Raw genomic sequence first — 17,464 nt, 5'->3', positions numbered from 1 at the left:
GTTTTAGAACAAATTGAGAAGTATTATTAGAACAGTGTAGGTATATCTGAATTTGTTTTTAGAATATATCATCGTTTAATGTGTAACTATATTCATTTGCTTATCATTTAGATAGCTAATCCAATCCTCTCCAACAAACTCTCTATCTGCTAATACACAATTAATACAATCTTTACCAAACCAATCAATAAAAGTATTGATAAGTTCTTTTCGCTCATTTGTATTTGAGTTACCACGCTTATCTAACATTTTAAATAGTATTGGAAAACACATATTCTTATAACTAATACCTAGCATTAAGATGTTTATGTCTTGTTTTCCAAACTTCCAATTGGTGCGATCCATCACAAGAACATAAGATTCCTCAGTAGAAATAAGTGCAAATATTAGTCGAGATACCCATTCCAATTTCAAATCAGCTGAAGATATAAAGCGCTAAAATACGTCTATAGTTACTACTAGTTTCGGCACAGTTGTCAAATCCAGTTGATACTTTTGAAAAATTCACAGACTTTACTTTGCATAGAGAGATGATAAACAAACAAATAAGTCGGATCCTAGCTAACCCCAGTTTCCCTTTAAAATTAGCTTTTAAAGTTGTTAGAAGTTCTGTATTTTTGTACTCTAGGCTGTTGTTCGTTTTTAAAGGCATTATGTCAGAATTAAACCTTTAATATACTGAATGTCAGTCTTTTTTACAAATTATCCCGTCCTTTATTTATCTTAAAATCAACTAATTAATAATTTTGTCGTGTACTAAGAGAAAATATATTTGCTTTATTCTTTTTAGCCAGTGAGTAAAACGTAGTTCTTGCACTTTAATTTTTTTCTTTTCAACTTATAGAGGCGCAGTCTTAATCAAGTCGTCGATATTAGTAAAAGCTACCGTAAAGATTAGGATAGCTTTTCTGTTTAAGAAAAAGGGATAATAAATTATCCTTAATGGAGTAGATAAGTGATTTATTGCTCTAAAAATAAAATTAGGTTCTGTACCTTGCTTGTATTTTAGAAGTATATAGAGATGCAAAACAAACTTATAGATTATATCAAGACCTATACACCACTTACTTTTCAAGAACAGGAATATCTGATATCCCATATTGTTTATATAAGTTATGCTAAGCAAGAGATCTTATTTCAAGAAGGAAATGTATCTAACGAAATCTATTTTGTGACTAAAGGTTGTGTTAGGCTGTATTATAAGGTTGATGAAATAGATAAGACGGGGTTCTTCTACACCGAAGGACAGTTTATCTGTGCTGGCGAGAGTTTTACCTATAAAGTAGAGGCTAGTGAGAATTATCAAGTATTAGAAGACACAGAGTTATGTGTATTAACTAGAGATAATATAGAATCTCTATTGAAGTTAGCTCCTGTATTTGAGATTATCGCTCGTATTGCAGTAGAGAATGAATTATTAACAGCACAGCGTATTATTCGCTCTTTTGTTACCCAATCTGCCGAAGAGCGTTATAAAGAACTCTTAGCTCATCAGGGAGAACTTTTCTTACGTGTACCCCAGCAGTATATCGCTACCTTTTTAGGGGTATCACCAGAGACGTTGAGTAGAATCAAAGCTAGAGTTTTAACCCAGATTAAGTGATAGAGATATAAACGAAAAGTAATTATACAAAATAGGTTTGAATTAGTGATATAAGTATACTGTAGTATGTTTTTTAGAGTTAATGAAACAGATATGAAGGCAAAATGTTTTGAAGTATTTGGCTAATGCTTAATCTGGGGTTAAAGTAATTTCTTTTCTTGACGATAGTCAAGAGCTTTTTTGGGTTTAGTTATGCAACTTTGTGTAGAGAAATAAAAACAGCAAAGTAAGATGACCAAAAGAGCTTTAGTAGCAGGAGCAACAGGATATTTAGGCGGTGAATTAGTGAAGGAACTAAAAGCAAGAGGATATTGGGTAAGAGCTTTAATCCGCAACTCTTCACAACGCGATAAAGTCGCCCTAGCTGATGAGGTATTTATCGGAGAAATAACAATACCTCAAAGCATAAAAGGAGCTACACATACAATAGACTATGTGTTTTCTACCCTAGGAATCACCCGTCAGAAAGAGGGAATGACATATATGGATGTCGATTATCAAGGAAATTTAAATCTATTACACGAGGCGTGTATCACTGATGTAGAGCGCTTTTTATACGTGTCTGCTATCAATGGAGATAAACTACGTCATTTAAAGATATTCCAGGCAAAAGAAGGTTTTGTGGATAAACTTAAAGAATCAGGTCTAGACTATAGAGTAATTCGGCCTAATGGTTTTTTTTCAGATATGCGCGATTTCTTAGAGATGGCTAAGTCAGGTAGAGTTTACTTATTTGGTAAAGGGGATAAGAAGCTCAACCCTATTGATGGACGTGATCTGGCTAAGGTCTGCATTGACAAGATGCAAGGGACTCAAAGAGAGTCTAGCGTAGGAGGTCCTGATATAGTAAGTCATAGAGAATTGGCCTTACTAGCTTTAAATGCATGGGGTAAGAAAGAAAAGATTATCTATATTCCTGATTGTATACGAGTATGTATTATTAAGCTATTGCGCCTATTTACCTCTTCTAAGACTTATGGACCTTATGAATTCTTCCTAACAACTATGAAAGAGGATAATATTGCTCCTTGTTATGGAGAGCATCGTTTGAAAGATTTCTTTAATCAAGAAGGTGTAACCCATAGAAAGAATTAAAAATTAGGAGTTAGAAATTGTTTGCCCCTTGGTTTAAATTAAAAGAATCTCTAGTTCTTTGTTCTTTAAAAGAAGCAGTGTACTAGAGATTCAAAAGTACAAATCTATATATTGTTAGGGAGTTGATTCTCGATACTCTCTTTATCTTTTTTGCTCATCATAAGATTACCTAGTTTATTGATATACACACGAGTTTTCAGTATGCGTATTCTACCGTAGTGGTGGAATAATACATATAACAATACACCTATACCAGCAATATTTATATATCCATATACTGTCTTGGTGGCAGCGAGTACCCCGTTTAGTTGGACAAGGGATAGATTAATACCCGATCCTGATCTTAATAGCATGGCATCGTCTAGGTATACGGCTAAGTTGTTTAGACTTTGGATTTGGAACTGGTATTGTGTCCAGCTGTATAATGCACTAAAGATCCCTACAGCGATAAATGTACGCCATAGAATAGCAAACCCGATTAGTCCTAACATACTAGCCAAGTCTAACTTATCTAAGGTGTAATACCAAGTGGTAACAAAGATAACTCCCATTCCGTATCCTTTAAAGAACATGGGTAGATACCACATCGAATAGCTGAATTCTGTAGCCATAGCAAGGTACATCCCCATACTGTACATAAGAAATGCTGAGAATCCTGAGAAGACGAGCATGCGTATAGGGATTTCGTTTTTATACCAATAATAACAGACAACTGCCGCAGTAATAAGCCCCGGAATTAATAAGAGATTTAGAGAGGCATTGGTCATGGGATTATATCCTAATATACCTACGGCAAAGATATTTTGTATCGTAGCTGTGGCAAGGTACATTCCTAAACACAATAACATAATCGTTCCGTGTCTTACATTGTTCTTCTTAAAGGCATTTAGGGGCAGGAATGGTCTTCTAATTAACTGCTGGCGAATGACAAAAATAAATAAGAGGATACCAAATAATAATAAGGCATATCTTATGATCTCTGAGTCAAACCAAGCTTGTTGTTTACCAAAGGCTAGGATATAGGCTAAGGTCATGAAGGTTACATTGAATAAAAGGATGCTAATCCAGTCAATGTAAATAAAAGGAACCTTGCGCATAAAGCGTTGATTGTGCTGAAATACAATACAAATCAATGCAGCTCCAAAGCACATAATAGCTAGGTTCATATAGCTAATCTGCCAGCTGAATATAAAACTTACTTTCGCTACAAAGTAACCTGATAATTGGGTGATAACTAGTAGGGCAGAGTAGTAGATACTGTAGAATATTCCTCTGTTACCACCTACGCTTAAAAGCATCATAAGGGGTAATACTACCTCCATCATTCCCATCATTTTAAATACTCCTATTAGATAAGAACAGGCTATAATAATATAGGGTTGATGTGTAGTGGATTGTACCAAATATAATAAACCACACATGGTTAGTGAGGTTACAAGAAGTTCTTTTGTTCTGAATCGCGCTTTGATCCTAACAATAAGAGGCATGACTGTACCTAGACCTATGGCATAGGCATAGTTAGCCCATAGGTAGTACTCTGTCATCGAGCCTGTACTACCCACGATATTGGTGATATTAGTGGTATATATTCCACTAATACTACAGAACACAGCAGCTATGATTACAATGAGTAATAGCATGACTGGTTTTGGTACCCAAGAGTGAAATAATCCTTTGTTATACATGTTTGTTTTTTGTGAAATCGTGAAATCGTTTTTTTTGTGATGTTGTTTGAAAGACAATTTCACTATTAAAGTTGAGTAAAGACTGTTAACTGTCAACTGTCCACCGTTAACTCTTAATTAGCCAGTTGTATATTCATATTCATCCCCGCTTTAAGGTTAGCGATGTTTTCTATATCATTCGTATCTGTAAATTCGATACGCACTGGGATACGCTGTTGTACCTTGACGAAGTTCCCCGTAGAGTTATCCGTAGGCATACTAGAATATCTAGAACCTGTAGCAGCAGAGATAGCCGTTACTTTTCCTTGAAAGCGTATTCCTTTTACAGCATCAGCTGTCATGTCGATAATACTACCTATTTGGATATTGTTCATTTGAGATTCTAAAAAGTTGGCTGTTACCCATTTCTCATTATCTTTTACGATAGTAGTAATTTGCTGGCTAGGCGAGAGTAGTTGTCCTTCACTGATTAGTCTTCGTCCCATCACCCCATCATAAGGAGCTGTAATCACTGTGTATGACAGGTTTAGTTTAGCCATATCTAACATTGCTTTTGTACGTTTGATATCTGCTTCATTCAGGGCAAGACGTGTTTCTATCTCTGATACTGAAAGTTTGGTTGTGTTTTGTTGTTTTATTAAACTTTCATAAGCAGATTTAGCAGCTTGGTACTCCGTTTTTACTTGATCATATTGTTGTTGGGTAACAGCCTCAGCTTGTAATAAATTCTCGTATCTTTTGTTGTTTTGTTCTGCGTTCCACAATCTTGCTTTTGCCCCTTCAATATTAGAGCTAAATACCCCGATATTATTTGATGCTGTATGAATAGAGGAGTTAGTTACTTTCTTAGCAGCTAATGCGCTTAAATAAGCTGCTTCAGCTTGTTCTACTTGCGTTAAGATTTCTCTATTGTCAAGGATAACTAGTGTATCTCCTTTTTTGACTTGCTGATGTTCGATGAATTTGATCTCTTTAATATAAGCAGATACACGGGTATTGATAGGGTTAATGAACTCTTCTACCTGTGCTGATTCTGTGTAATCTCTATCGTTGATGTGAAAGTATTTAGTCAATAACCAGAAAAATGCGATTCCTATTACCGCAAATGTTAGGGTGTTGACTAAGAGTATCTTTGTTTTCTTCTTTTTTTCTTTTTTAGCTTTATCCTCTACAACTTGCTCTACTGGAGCTTGAACTGGTTGTTCAGTAGTTGTATTTTCTTTATTTTCCATTGCTTATTTTGTTTTTTTGTGAAATCGCGAAGGTGTGAAATCGTTTTTCTATTCCCTTTTTTTCCGTTTCCTGATTCCTTACCAGCGTAGGCACTAATTCTTAATTGCCCGCAGGGCGTTACAGTGTCCCTGTTGACTTTAATAAATTGTAGTATTGGTATAATACGTTTATTTCCGCATTGGCGTACTGAAGTTCGGCTTCTAGTTTAGCATTAGTTGCGTCAGTCATCTCTGCTTGAATAGCTAATTGGTTTAGGTATTTAGCCTCTATGATTTTGTAATTCTCCTGTGCGAGTTGTTGACTTTTCTTTAATAGATTAGCGTTTTGTATAGCCTCATCGTATTTGGTATAAGCCGCATTGACTCCCATTTCTAATTGTTGTTGTACAAGGGTGAATGTTTCTTCAGCTTTGTCTTTTTGAAGTTTCTCTAGTTTGACCTTTTTGGGTGTTTTATATAAATTGTCAATATTATAACTCAGAGATACTCCTACTTGCCAAGCGTTAGAATACATATCCATCACAGGGTTAGATGTGGTGATAGGTCTAGTCATATTATACCCACCTACTGCAGCTAGAGTAGGATACTTATCTGTATTGGCAATCTCTATCTTTTTTTGTGCCGCTTCGACTCCTTTTTCTACTCTTTGTATCATCGGATGTTGCGCATAGGCTAGATCTAGATAATAGTTATAATTCCCTTCTAGTGGTCTGTGTACAAGAGCTTCATTAGGCGTTATTTTACTTGAGGTCGGCAGTCCTAGTGCAATCGCCAAATTATAGTTTAGAATCGATAGAGTATTATCTACACTTAACAGGGCTTGGTCCATATTCTGAAGGACTAATTCACCTCTGATTACTTCATTACGTGTCATCATCCCTTCTTTATAATATCTATTGACATTCTCAAGGCGGATTTGGGCTAATCTTTTATTGTTTTGATAAACTTGCTCTTGATGAATAAGCTTATATACATCTAGGTAGTTAGAAATAACTAAGAACTTAATGGCTTGTTGATCTTGTACAAGGTCTAGAGAGGCAAGCTGTTCACCTATTTCAGCGAGTTCTATATTCTTATTAATCGCTCCTCCTTTAAATAGTAGTTCAGATGCCTGTATTGCATAGCTGTTGCCAAAGTGAGGCATATCTTTAGTCATGACCTTACTGAAATCTCGGTCTAATATAAGCGCATCTCCTATATAAGAGGCATTAGCAGTGAATGCAAGATTAGGTAAGCGCTGTTGTTTAAGTAATTGAGTTTGTTGTTCGCTAATGTTTTTGTTTAAAGCAGAGACTTTAAGTTGTTGATGATTTTCCATCGCTAAGTTCACCGCTTGTTCTATACTAAGTGTTTGGTCGCTTACTTGGCTATATATTGAAGTATATGAGAGTAGTAGTAAGCCTAATCCACAAAAGTATTTGTGAATATTTCTTTTCATTTTATTTGTACTTTATGCCGACAAAGTTACCTCAGTAGTACATGGTATAAAATGATTGAGAATATCAAAAAAGATGTTTAAAAGTATTATTCTATAACTTAAACATCTTTCTATACTGAGTTGGGCTGGTACCTTGATGTTTTTTAAAGAAGTGAGCGAAAGCATACTGATCACTAAATTGAAGTTTAGTGGCTAATTGTTTGATAGGCAAAGTAGTAGTGGATAACTGTGCTTTAGCTTCGTTAAATATAAACTCATTAATGATTTCTAAAGGTGTTTTTCCAGAAGTTTCTTTAACGACTGTACTTAGGTGTCTAATAGAGAGTTGTAGTTTATCTGCATAGAACTGAACAGACTTAGTCTCTAGGTAATAATCAGAGACTAGCATCACGAATTTATACGTGATCTTTTGCTGTGAGGTCATCTGATTAATAGAATCTTCACTTCTAGGCGTGGCTACGCTTACTAGGTGGTAGAGGATGATATTAAAATAATTTTCTATAATGTATTGACCATACTCAATCTCCTTGAAGTGCTCCAGGTAATAACCCAGTGACTCTACATTGGTCCAGAACATCTCTAGTTCTTGTTTGCTGATGTGAAAATTGCGTTGTAACTGTGTTTTTAAATCTCTATATACTTTTAATCGGTGAAGCTTAAAAGAAGCAGTTTCTAAGAAATTTCGATCATAGCTAAGTAGTCTCAGTTCTGCATCTGGGCTTATCTCTAAGATTTCGTATACGTATTTGACATCAATCAAAAAGATAGAGTTCTCTATGATTTCGAATTCATTAATCTGTTCTCTTATTCTTAGTCTTCCTTTTTTAACAAATAGAAAGGAAGAACGAGTGGGTCTATAGGGATGCCCAAAGTTGGCATGATCAAAGATGTTTTGTTGATCGTATATCTGTACATGTATAAATGAAGAATTGGCTGTCTGTATATTTCCTTGAAGCATAAGGATGGTTTTATAGGTGCAAGGTAGGGAAAAAATAGGGAGTATAGGCTCTTTATATGTAAGTAGAATACTCGCTGAAAGAAGCGATCTGATTAGAAATATTTTAGGGATACGGAGTTATAGAGGTAGGGGGAAGTTTTCAATTTAGTATCTATATAATATAATTTTTTGTTAATGATTATTTAATTCTTATTAGTTGTGCAAGCTATACTTTAGCATCGATTAATCAGACATAAGATGGCACTATCAAGAGATCAATGGGTTGATATTAACTACTATAAGTATTGGGATATATTGTATTATCTCTCTTGTAATATTACAAGAGATAAGGATCTATCAGCTGATATAGTTCAAGATGTTTTTGTGAATATATGGAATAATTACAGCAATTTGATAATTGATAATTCTAGAGCTTATTTAATACAATCTGTTCGTAATAAAAGCTTAGATTCAACAAATAAATGCAACAGCATTTAAAAGAACAGCGGGGAACATTTGCCCCATGGGGCAAATGTTCCCCGCTGTTGGCGAAAAAAAACATCTACTTTTGAAGTTCCTACACAATCAAAAAGATGTCACATTTAACGTTAGAACAAAGATACAAAATAGAAGCATATAAAAATTTAGGTAGATCACTTAGTGAAATAGGTGATTATATAGGCAAAGACAGATCAGTTGTTAGCAGAGAGCTTAAACGTAATTCAGATGGTAGAAACGGTGTTTATAAAGCCGATCTTGCTCAAAAAAAGACAACACTTCGTCATAAAGAAAAACCTAAGCATAAACGCTTAAATAAAAGTGTCAAAGCAACCATTTTGTCGCTGCTCAATAAAGATTATAGCCCTGAACAAATAGTAGGAAGATGTAAAATAGAGAAGATAGAAATGGTTTCAGTAGAATGTATTTATCAGTTTATTTGGAAGGATAAAAAGCAAGGAGGAAAGCTTTATAAGCATCTACGAAATAAAGGGAAAAAATATCGTAAAAGAGGAAGCAATAAAGATAGTAGAGGGGTAATATCGAACAGATTAGATATAGATGAAAGACCTGGTATTGTTGACAAAAAAGAAAGAATAGGAGACTTAGAAATTGATTTGATAATAGGAAAAAATCATAATGGAGCCTTATTAACTATTAACGATAGAGCCACAGGGATTTTACTAATGGGGAAGGTTGAATCTAAACAAGCTCATGCGATAGAGGCTAAAACAATAGAGCTATTAAAGGATTACAAACCTCTTCTACATACAATCACTTCTGATAATGGAAAAGAGTTTGCAAACCATCAAAATATAGCTAATGCGTTACAGATTGCCTATTATTTTGCAAAACCTTATCACAGTTGGGAAAGAGGCGCTAATGAAAATTTAAATGGTTTAGTCAGACAATATTTCCCGAAAATGAGTAACTTCGATTTAATTACACAACAACAAATAGATAGAGTTGTAAATATTTTAAACAATAGACCAAGAAAGAGATTTGGTTTTAAATCGCCTAATGAAGTTTTTGCAGATAAATTAGACAAAATAGCAACTGTTGCATTTATAACTTGAATTCACGAAGTTTAAAAGCTATTAGTACAACTAATTTTAATACTGTTCAGTTAGAAGAGGTATATAATGTATTAGTAGATAATGAAATATTAAGTAAAGAAGAAGAAATAATGTTCAAGGAACAATTAGTTAATATGATATATAGTAAGGCTCAAGAAGTACTACCAGAGAAGTGTTATCAAATATTTGTTCTTCGATATAGTAATAAATTGAGTTATAAAGAAATCGCATTAAAACTTGGGATATCAGAAAGTACTGTAGATAATCAAATTAGTAAAGCTTTAAAAAGTATTAAGAGTTCTTTACCTTATTTGGTAGACTATATTATTGTGATAGGTTATTTGATTGGGTAACCCAGAATTAGTACTAATTAAATATAGCAAAGTTATTTTGCTTCATAGCTTTTCTCTTAGTTCTAAAACTATACTAGAGTATGTAGGGGGTATTTATTTAGGTGTGTTTTTTATAATTGTTTTCGTTTATCAGTTTATACTTTGTTCTGAGTTGAAAAGCAATGTTATCTAAGTGTTACTGATATTAAGAATAAGTTAAGCGTTTGTTTTTGCATAGGGAGTTATAATAATAGAGGACTCTTACTTATGTAAGACAATCTTAAATTATGCAAAATAAGTTTAAACATTTTTTAAATAAATATTTACTAGGTACAGCTAACTCTACAGAAAAAAAAGTTGTGGAAGACTTTTCTGATAATTTACAGAAAAGACCATTAATAGAATTAAAGACAATCCAAGAGAATAGTAAACTGAGAAGCTCTATATACAATAGTATAAAGTATAAAACTAGAGAAAGAAAGCGAAGAAAGAATTATAGATTATTATCAATAGGTTTTTCACTCTTATTAGTGGTAGGTTTAACAATTTATCAAAAGAATATTTCTGTTAATAATCAAGAATTAACATATTCTACTTCTAATGAGTTAGCTAAACATATTATTCTACCAGATGGTACTGCTGTAACGCTAAGTAGTAACTCTACATTAATCGTGTCAAATGAGTTTAATCAATCAAACAGAGAGATTAAATTACTAGGTGAGGCTTATTTTAAAGTTGCTAAAGATGCCTCAAAACCTTTTATTATTTCGTCAGATAATTTTGAGACACAAGTTTTAGGAACTTCTTTTTGGGTGAAACGAAATATAGTAGAAGTCTCTACAGGGCGAGTAAAAGTTAGTAATTCGTTAGATAGGGAAAACTATGTTATTTTAACTGCTGAGCAAAAGGTTTTGCTAAAAGACCATAGATTATATAAAAACACGCTAGATGTGTTTTCTTGTATTTCCTCCACTTCATCTTATCTTATGATGAATAATATGACTCTTACACAGTGGAAACAAATAATAGAAAAAGAGTTTGATATCCAGATACACTTCCTAGAAGATATTATTTCAACAAAAGAATTTATTCAAGCAGACTTTAGAAACTCTACTCTAGCAGATATCGTTCAGAGTGTCAGTTATATGTATGACTTTGATTATAAATACGAAAATAAAACTATAATTATTAATAACACCAAGAAATGAGATTAAATTACTATTGCCGGTTAAGAGTAGAGACATATCTTTTTTGTCTTTCTTTATTCAGTACAGGCCTTTATGCTACTAATCAGACAGTTTCTGATAAGACAAGTGTACATGTCTATGTAAGTAATTCTTCAGAAACAGTGAAGAGTTTATTTGAAAAAATAGAACTACAAACAACTTATAAAGTAGTCTATTCTCCCTCTAGATTAGATACCTCTATTGCTCTTAGATTTACTAGTAAAGAACGTGAACTAGAGAAGTTGTTAGAAGATATTGCCTTAAGAACAGGATCTACATATAATATATCAGATAAATTCATCACTTTTAAATCACAATATGTTATTCCTAAAGCAGAGAAGGTTAATACAGGTCAGCAAAATAATAAGACTGTTTTAAAAGGGGTAGTTAAAGACATTCATGGACTAGCACTTCCTGGAGCGACTGTAAAAATAAAAGATTCTAAAGAGGCTGTAGCTACTGATCTAGATGGTAGTTTTATGTTAGAAGTAGCCCAGAATAAACCGATCGTATTAGTAATAGAGTATATAGGATATGATACTAAAGAAATTAAGGTAGACAATCTTGAATATACTTCTATAATCTTAGAAGAAGATGCTCGTAGTTTAGAAGAAATTGTAATCACTGGTTATACAACAGAGAGCAAGCGAAATATTACAGCTGCTATTTCGACTATTAATGTAGATGGTATTAAGGATGTACCTAAGGCAGATGTAGCCGAGATGTTACAAGGTAGAGCTTCAGGGGTACAAGTTATGAGTGATAATAGTCCAGGTGGGGGGAACTCTATTCGAATAAGGGGATTCAGTACTATTAATAATAATGAGCCATTAGTAATTGTAGATGGAGTACCTGTAGCTAATGGGTTGAATTCGATTAATAGTAATGATATAGCTTCAATGCAAGTATTAAAAGATGCTGCTTCATCCTCTATCTATGGTTCTAGAGCGGCTAATGGAGTGATTTTAATTACAACAAAGTCAGGAGGTAGAAGTGAAAAGATATCTATAGATGTAAGTAGTTTTACAGGTGTTCAAAGTGCTTTTAACCTACCTAAGATGCTTGATGCTCAGCAGTACGGAGATATGTTATGGCAAGCTTATAAAAATGATGGTGTTGCTCCTAAACATGATATTTATGGAAATAATCCTACTGGGGCGACTATACCTCTTTATTTAAATAAAGATAAAACTATTAAAAGTGGTAATGTAGATTGGGTTAAAGAAATATTTAATCCTGCTACGATTCAATCTCACAATATATCATTAGCAAAAGGAGGGGAATACTCTAGTCAACTTTTTTCGTTAGGGTACTTTGATCAACAAGGAATAATAAAAGATACTTATTTTAAAAGATTTTCAGGACGTTTTAATTCAGAGTATAGATTCTTTGATGGGATCTTGACAATAGGGGAGAATCTTAATGCCTCATATACAGAAAATGTTGGTATCGGTACTAATGCAGCATTAGGGTCAATAGTATATAATGCATTTATGTATCCTTCTATAGTGCCTGTTTATAGTGAGTTAGGAGAGTTTTCGGGTAATCCATTAAATGATATTCAAAATCCTAGAGGGCGTTTAGATCGAAATAAAAATAATAAGACAAAAGAGCTGAGATTACTAGGTAATTTATTCGGAGAGTTAAAGCTAAGTGATTTTACTTTTAGGTCATCTATAGGGCTAGATTATGTAAATATTAATGGAAGGAACTTCTCACCAAAGTTTAATGAAATATTAGTTATTAATCCAGTTAATTCACTATCTACTAGAAATTCGTTTAATTATCAATTTACTTTTACTAATACACTGAGTTATAAAAAACAATTAGGCAATCATAATTTTGATGTCTTATTAGGACAAGAAGCAGTTGAGTATTACTATGAAGGGTTCTCTGCTTCAAGGCAGAATTTTATGTACGAAGATCCTAATTATTGGTTTTTAGATTATGGTACAGCCAATCAACTAAATGGAGGTAACGCTAATGGGTGGTCATTAAATTCCTTCTTTGGTAAAGTTCATTATAATTATGATGGAAAGTATATTGTGTCTGCTACAATGCGTAGAGATGGAACTTCGCGATTAGCTAATCATAAATGGGATACTTTTCCTGCTGTTTCACTTGGTTGGAGGATAGATAAAGAAGAGTTTTTTGATTTAGGAGATACTTTTACTTCATTTTTACTTCGTGGTGGCTGGGGAGTTACAGGAAATCAGCAGGTACCCTCTTATTCTACTATAAAAAGTTATTCTAGTAATAGTTACAATTCAAATTATGATATTAATGGAGGACAGTCATCTGTTGAGACAGGTTTGATTCAATCTAGAGTACCTAATCCAGAATTAAAATGGGAAACTACTACACAGAGTTCTTTAGGAGTTGATTTAGGCTTTTTTAACGATAAACTAAGTGTAACAGCAGATATCTATAACAAGAAAACAAAAGATATTTTGGTCTATAAATCGTTGCCTTTGACCTACGGAGGTACTAATGATGGACAGTGGGTAAATGATGGAGAGATGACAAATAGAGGTTTAGAATTAAATCTATCTTATCAAGATAATATAAAGGATCTTCACTATAATATTAATTTCAATTTTACAACTTATAAAAATCAGTTGACAGCATTAAACTCTGTTAATTATCTAGGTATTCCTTCTTCATCTTTACACAGTGTAAATTTTGGGCAAGAAATCTCTAGATCTGCTATAGGTCAACCAATAGGCTCATTCTTTGGTTATGTTAATGATGGGATATTTAAAAGTCAACAGCAGATCGATCAGTATAAATTACAACCTAATGCAAAACCAGGTGATTTAATCTTTAGAGATGTAAATAATGATGGTGTAATAGATGACAATGATAGAACATTTATAGGTTCTCCTCACCCTGATTTTATTCTTGGCTTTAATGTAGATTTAAAATATAAAGGGTTTGATTTAAGTATGTTTTTTAATGGAAGTTTTGGCAATAAGATTTATAACTTAACAAAATATAACTCTCATTTCTTTAATCAATCAGCTTATAATAAGTCTTCTGATGTATTAGGGGCATGGACACCTGACAATCCGAATGCTTCTATACCAAGATTATCCTTAGATGATACAAATAACAATATACGCCCTTCATCTTATTATGTGGAGGATGGCTCATATTTCAAGTTAAATAATTTACAACTAGGTTACTCTTTTGGAGAAAAACTTCATAAGCAACTAAAAATGAGAGTTTATCTACAAGCAACAAATGTATTTACGATTACTAACTATAGTGGATTAACTCCAGAAGTGGGACTACAAAGTTATTCTAAGAGTAATAAAAATTTAGATATAGGTATTGATCGTGGGCTTTATCCACCTGCACGTACTTTCTCTATGGGATTAAGTATTAATTATTAAAATACAAGTAATGAAAAGATATATTTCAAATAAAACATATAAGATACTATTTGTCACAACTATTATGGCAGGTGTAATGAGTTCATGTTCTAAAGACTTTTTAGACGAAACTACTTATGGAGAAGTATCACCAGATAAGATGACAGATCCTAAGAATGTGGAAAGAGTAATTATAGGGGCTTATAAGATGCTGAATGGACAGATGGATAATGCTTCAAATGCAATGAATTCTCCAGCGTCTAATTGGAGTTTTGGAGATGTGACTTCTGATGATGCATATAAAGGAGGTGGAGGTACTGGTGATCAAGGGCAAATTCACAGAATGGAGTTATACCAGACAGATCCTACTGTAATAGATATAGAAAGAAAATGGAGTGCATTATATGAAGGTATTAAAAGGGTAAATGACGCTCTACGATTATTAAATCAATCAGTAGCATTTGACCCTGAACTAAAGAAGCAGAGACAGGGAGAATTATTCTTTCTTAGAGGACATTACTACTTTGAATTAAAGAAGATTTACAATAGAATTCCTTATATAGATGAAAAAGTTGTTAACGTAGAGGATTATAATCGATCAAATGTAGAGTTTACTTCTGAGGAGTTATGGCAAAAAATAGCAACAGATTTTGATAATGCATCAAAAGTATTGTCTTCTAAGCAAGCACAAATAGGAAGACCTACTAGCATTGCTGCTAAAGCTTATCTGATGAAGACAATGATATATCAAAAGAAATGGCAAGAGGCTTATGCAATCTCAGAAGAGGTGATGTCTAGTCAATATAAACTTCTGTCTAATTTTGAAGATGTGTTTTTACCAGAAAATGACAATAGCTTAGAAGTAATATTTGCAGTACAACATTCTATTAATGATGGTGATCCTAATAACTATAATGGAAGTATAGGAGATCGTCTTACAGCTCCAGGAGGCCCTTTTTATCCTCAGTATGGTTTTCATAGACCTTCTCAAAATCTAGTTAATGCTTTTAAGACAGATGCTAACGGATTACCTGTAAAAGATAATGTAGATGTAAACAGTCAAGATTTCGTAGATCCAAGATTAGATTACACCATAGGTAGACCAGGTATAACATATAAAGATTTAGGAGTGACATATGATGCATCTTGGGCAAGAGATGTAGCTACTTATGGAGTATATGCACCAAAGAAACGTATAGTTTCTGCTAAATCACCGTATTATGGCGCAACTTGGCCTTATGTTTCTGCGTTGAATTATTATATTATTCGTTATGCAGAAGTAATGTTATGGAAGGCAGAAGCAGCTGTAGAGTTAGGTAAATTAGAAGAAGCTCGAAGTATCGTAAATGCGATTAGAAATAGAGCAAAAGAGTCAAAGTATGTGATGGCTTTAGATGGTAAGTCATATGCTGCTAATTATAAAATAGGCTTGTATAATGATAGCTGGAGTGATGTAAATAAGGCTAGAGAGGCTGTACAATTAGAGAGTAGATTAGAGCTAGCAATGGAAGGAGAACGATTCTTTAATTTAGTGCGTTGGGGGATAGCAGATAAGGTCATTAATCAAGAGTATCTAGAAGCAGAGAAACATAAACGTTCATTTTTGACAAATGCTCATTTTACTAAAGGAAAGAATGAATATTTTCCTATTCCACAAAGATATGTAGATGGGGCTACTTCTAAAGTTGAACAAAATCCTAATTATTAATATTAAGTAATATAAAACAAATGAAAAAAATAGTAGTAGGTTTTTTACTCGCTGTATGTACTTTTTCTTTCGGACAACGTGGTGATAATAAAAGTGTAACATTGTTAAGAAATAGTAATTTTTATTTTTTAGATCAGCTTTCTAAACAACCTAGTCTTGTTAAGTTGCTCAATGATAATAAGACTTTTACAGAAATAAAACATAATAGATTAGATCTAATAAGTAAGTTAGTAAATGGTGAAACTTTTCCTAAGAGCGAAGAATTGGTTCATTCTTATATTTTTACAGACGATCAGATAAAAAGTATCTCTGATGAGTTAGTTGCTTTAAATAATAAGGAGAAGAAAGTAGAAACTTTTTTTGAAGAATTAAAGCAGTCTAAAAAATACATTAATTACAATGAGATGAATCAGAAAGATTTTATCTCTAATGTAGTGAAGTTAAACTTTAGTGGATTAAATCATACTTTAAAAGTATATGGATTAGGAGAGAAGCCTTTTTATCCAAACATTGATTCAGTATCTTATGATAAGAATTCACGCTATTTTAAAAGTGCTATTTTATTTTGGGCAAAGCATTTAGCAAATGAATCAGATTATTCTAAGGCGAGCTTCTTTGAACCAATGTTGGATTATGGACTGTATTTGATGTATATGAACCACAGGGATGAAGGTATTAGATATGAGCCTCTAGTTGCATTGTATAATAAGAGCGCTATAGAATATGTTAAACGCATTGATTTTAAAAAGTATGAATACAATGCATTAATCGTCTTAGGGGATGGACCAGAGAATTATAGAGATCCTTTGGGGGCGTTAGGAAAATTGAATCTAAAATTAGCAGTAGAACAGTATAGACAGGGTAAGGCGCCTTTTATTATTGTTTCAGGTGGACACGTACACCCAAATCGTACAGAGACTTGTGAAGCTATAGAAATGAAAAAAGAATTAATAGGGTTATATAATATCCCGGAAGAGGTAATTATTGTAGAACCTTATGCTAGACATACGACTACTAATCTTAGAAATGCTACTCGTTTAATGATTGAATACGGTTTTGATATTAAACAAAAAAGTATGATTGTCTCTTATGAGTTACATACAAAGTCAATAGCAGATAAGAAGTTTTTAGAACGTTTTATGCGTGAATTAGGTTATTTACCAGGAAAAATAGTTAAGCAGAAAAAAGGAGAGTTATTAGACTTTTATCCATCTGAATTACTATTACAAATAAATCCTTTAGAGCCGTTAGATCCATAAG

Annotated in this window: 14 protein-coding genes; 9 read left to right on the top strand and 5 right to left on the bottom strand. The window is 33.1% G+C overall.

Annotation, left to right across the window (positions count from 1 at the left end; all coding sequences use genetic code 11):
- Positions 1-75: 75 nt before the first annotated feature.
- Positions 76-414, bottom strand: a complete 339-nt coding sequence (locus tag MYRA21_RS18680; RefSeq protein ID WP_144246101.1) for a hypothetical protein — start codon at positions 412-414, stop codon at positions 76-78.
- Positions 415-1,021: 607 nt separating this feature from the next.
- On the opposite strand from MYRA21_RS18680, the gene MYRA21_RS15865 reads away from it, so the two are divergent.
- Both MYRA21_RS15865 and MYRA21_RS15860 read left to right on the top strand, forming a co-directional pair.
- Positions 1,022-1,603, top strand: coding sequence for a Crp/Fnr family transcriptional regulator (locus MYRA21_RS15865; RefSeq protein ID WP_039329761.1), 582 nt, complete (start codon positions 1,022-1,024; stop codon positions 1,601-1,603).
- 231 nt (positions 1,604-1,834) lie between these two features.
- Positions 1,835-2,698, top strand: a complete 864-nt coding sequence (locus tag MYRA21_RS15860) for an SDR family oxidoreductase (RefSeq protein ID WP_016649282.1) — start codon at positions 1,835-1,837, stop codon at positions 2,696-2,698.
- A 104-nt stretch (positions 2,699-2,802) separates the two neighbouring features.
- Here the strand turns inward: MYRA21_RS15860 and MYRA21_RS15855 are convergent, their stop codons facing one another.
- The 4 genes from MYRA21_RS15855 to MYRA21_RS15840 form a co-directional block, all read right to left on the bottom strand.
- Complete coding sequence (locus MYRA21_RS15855; RefSeq protein ID WP_039329759.1) at positions 2,803-4,383, bottom strand: hypothetical protein; 1,581 nt, start codon at positions 4,381-4,383, stop codon at positions 2,803-2,805.
- 113 nt (positions 4,384-4,496) lie between these two features.
- Entirely contained in the window at positions 4,497-5,615 is a 1,119-nt protein-coding gene (locus MYRA21_RS15850; RefSeq protein ID WP_016649284.1) for an HlyD family secretion protein, read from the bottom strand.
- Between the two features lie 118 nt (positions 5,616-5,733).
- Entirely contained in the window at positions 5,734-7,053 is a 1,320-nt protein-coding gene (locus MYRA21_RS15845) for a TolC family protein (protein ID WP_039329757.1), read from the bottom strand.
- A 91-nt stretch (positions 7,054-7,144) separates the two neighbouring features.
- The gene (locus MYRA21_RS15840; protein WP_039329755.1) at positions 7,145-8,011 is read right to left on the bottom strand and encodes an AraC family transcriptional regulator; all 867 of its coding nucleotides are present in this window, start codon (positions 8,009-8,011) and stop codon (positions 7,145-7,147) included.
- 237 nt (positions 8,012-8,248) lie between these two features.
- Here MYRA21_RS15840 and MYRA21_RS18820 point away from each other — a divergent pair, with 237 nt between their 5' ends.
- The 7 genes from MYRA21_RS18820 to MYRA21_RS15810 all read left to right on the top strand — a co-directional run bounded on the left by MYRA21_RS18820 (position 8,249) and on the right by MYRA21_RS15810 (position 17,463).
- Positions 8,249-8,488, top strand: a complete 240-nt coding sequence (locus MYRA21_RS18820; protein ID WP_235279962.1) for a sigma factor — start codon at positions 8,249-8,251, stop codon at positions 8,486-8,488.
- 95 nt (positions 8,489-8,583) lie between these two features.
- Positions 8,584-9,564: an IS30 family transposase gene (locus MYRA21_RS15835; protein WP_039328002.1), complete on the top strand. Its 981-nt coding sequence runs from the start codon at positions 8,584-8,586 to the stop codon at positions 9,562-9,564.
- Positions 9,561-9,917 carry a sigma-70 family RNA polymerase sigma factor gene (locus MYRA21_RS15830; RefSeq protein ID WP_235279960.1) on the top strand — a complete coding sequence of 119 codons (357 nt, stop codon included), beginning with the start codon at positions 9,561-9,563 and terminating at the stop codon, positions 9,915-9,917. The genes MYRA21_RS15835 and MYRA21_RS15830 overlap by 4 nt, the downstream gene beginning before the upstream one ends.
- 266 nt (positions 9,918-10,183) lie before the next feature.
- Positions 10,184-11,104: a FecR family protein gene (locus tag MYRA21_RS15825; RefSeq protein WP_039329751.1), complete on the top strand. Its 921-nt coding sequence runs from the start codon at positions 10,184-10,186 to the stop codon at positions 11,102-11,104.
- Entirely contained in the window at positions 11,101-14,517 is a 3,417-nt protein-coding gene (locus MYRA21_RS15820; RefSeq protein ID WP_039329749.1) for a TonB-dependent receptor, read from the top strand. Before MYRA21_RS15825 ends, MYRA21_RS15820 begins: the two co-directional genes overlap by 4 nt.
- 10 nt (positions 14,518-14,527) lie before the next feature.
- On the top strand, positions 14,528-16,204 hold the full coding sequence (locus tag MYRA21_RS15815) for a RagB/SusD family nutrient uptake outer membrane protein (protein WP_039329748.1): 1,677 nt from the start codon (positions 14,528-14,530) through the stop codon (positions 16,202-16,204).
- A 20-nt stretch (positions 16,205-16,224) separates the two neighbouring features.
- Positions 16,225-17,463 (top strand): YdcF family protein, encoded by a 1,239-nt coding sequence (locus MYRA21_RS15810; RefSeq protein WP_039329745.1) that lies wholly within the window; start codon positions 16,225-16,227, stop codon positions 17,461-17,463.
- Position 17,464 lies beyond the last annotated feature (1 nt).

This window comes from Myroides sp. A21 (assembly GCF_000807225.1).
GTDB lineage: Bacteria > Bacteroidota > Bacteroidia > Flavobacteriales > Flavobacteriaceae > Flavobacterium > Flavobacterium odoratimimum.
This window is presented reverse-complemented; position numbering and strand designations above follow the sequence as displayed.

Excerpts from the sequence above, each read along its gene's own strand:
- MYRA21_RS15845 (WP_039329757.1), bottom strand. The coding sequence starts at position 7,053 with ATGAAAAGAAATATTCACAAATACTTTTGTGGATTAGGCTTACTACTA.
- MYRA21_RS15810 (WP_039329745.1), top strand. The coding sequence starts at position 16,225 with ATGAAAAAAATAGTAGTAGGTTTTTTACTCGCTGTATGTACTTTTTCT.
- MYRA21_RS15850 (WP_016649284.1), bottom strand. The coding sequence starts at position 5,615 with ATGGAAAATAAAGAAAATACAACTACTGAACAACCAGTTCAAGCTCCA.
- MYRA21_RS15835 (WP_039328002.1), top strand. The coding sequence starts at position 8,584 with ATGTCACATTTAACGTTAGAACAAAGATACAAAATAGAAGCATATAAA.
- MYRA21_RS15840 (WP_039329755.1), bottom strand. The coding sequence starts at position 8,011 with ATGCTTCAAGGAAATATACAGACAGCCAATTCTTCATTTATACATGTA.
- MYRA21_RS15865 (WP_039329761.1), top strand. The coding sequence starts at position 1,022 with ATGCAAAACAAACTTATAGATTATATCAAGACCTATACACCACTTACT.
- MYRA21_RS15815 (WP_039329748.1), top strand. The coding sequence starts at position 14,528 with ATGAAAAGATATATTTCAAATAAAACATATAAGATACTATTTGTCACA.
- MYRA21_RS15855 (WP_039329759.1), bottom strand. The coding sequence starts at position 4,383 with ATGTATAACAAAGGATTATTTCACTCTTGGGTACCAAAACCAGTCATG.
- MYRA21_RS15825 (WP_039329751.1), top strand. The coding sequence starts at position 10,184 with ATGCAAAATAAGTTTAAACATTTTTTAAATAAATATTTACTAGGTACA.
- MYRA21_RS15860 (WP_016649282.1), top strand. The coding sequence starts at position 1,835 with ATGACCAAAAGAGCTTTAGTAGCAGGAGCAACAGGATATTTAGGCGGT.
- MYRA21_RS15820 (WP_039329749.1), top strand. The coding sequence starts at position 11,101 with ATGAGATTAAATTACTATTGCCGGTTAAGAGTAGAGACATATCTTTTT.
- MYRA21_RS18820 (WP_235279962.1), top strand. The coding sequence starts at position 8,249 with ATGGCACTATCAAGAGATCAATGGGTTGATATTAACTACTATAAGTAT.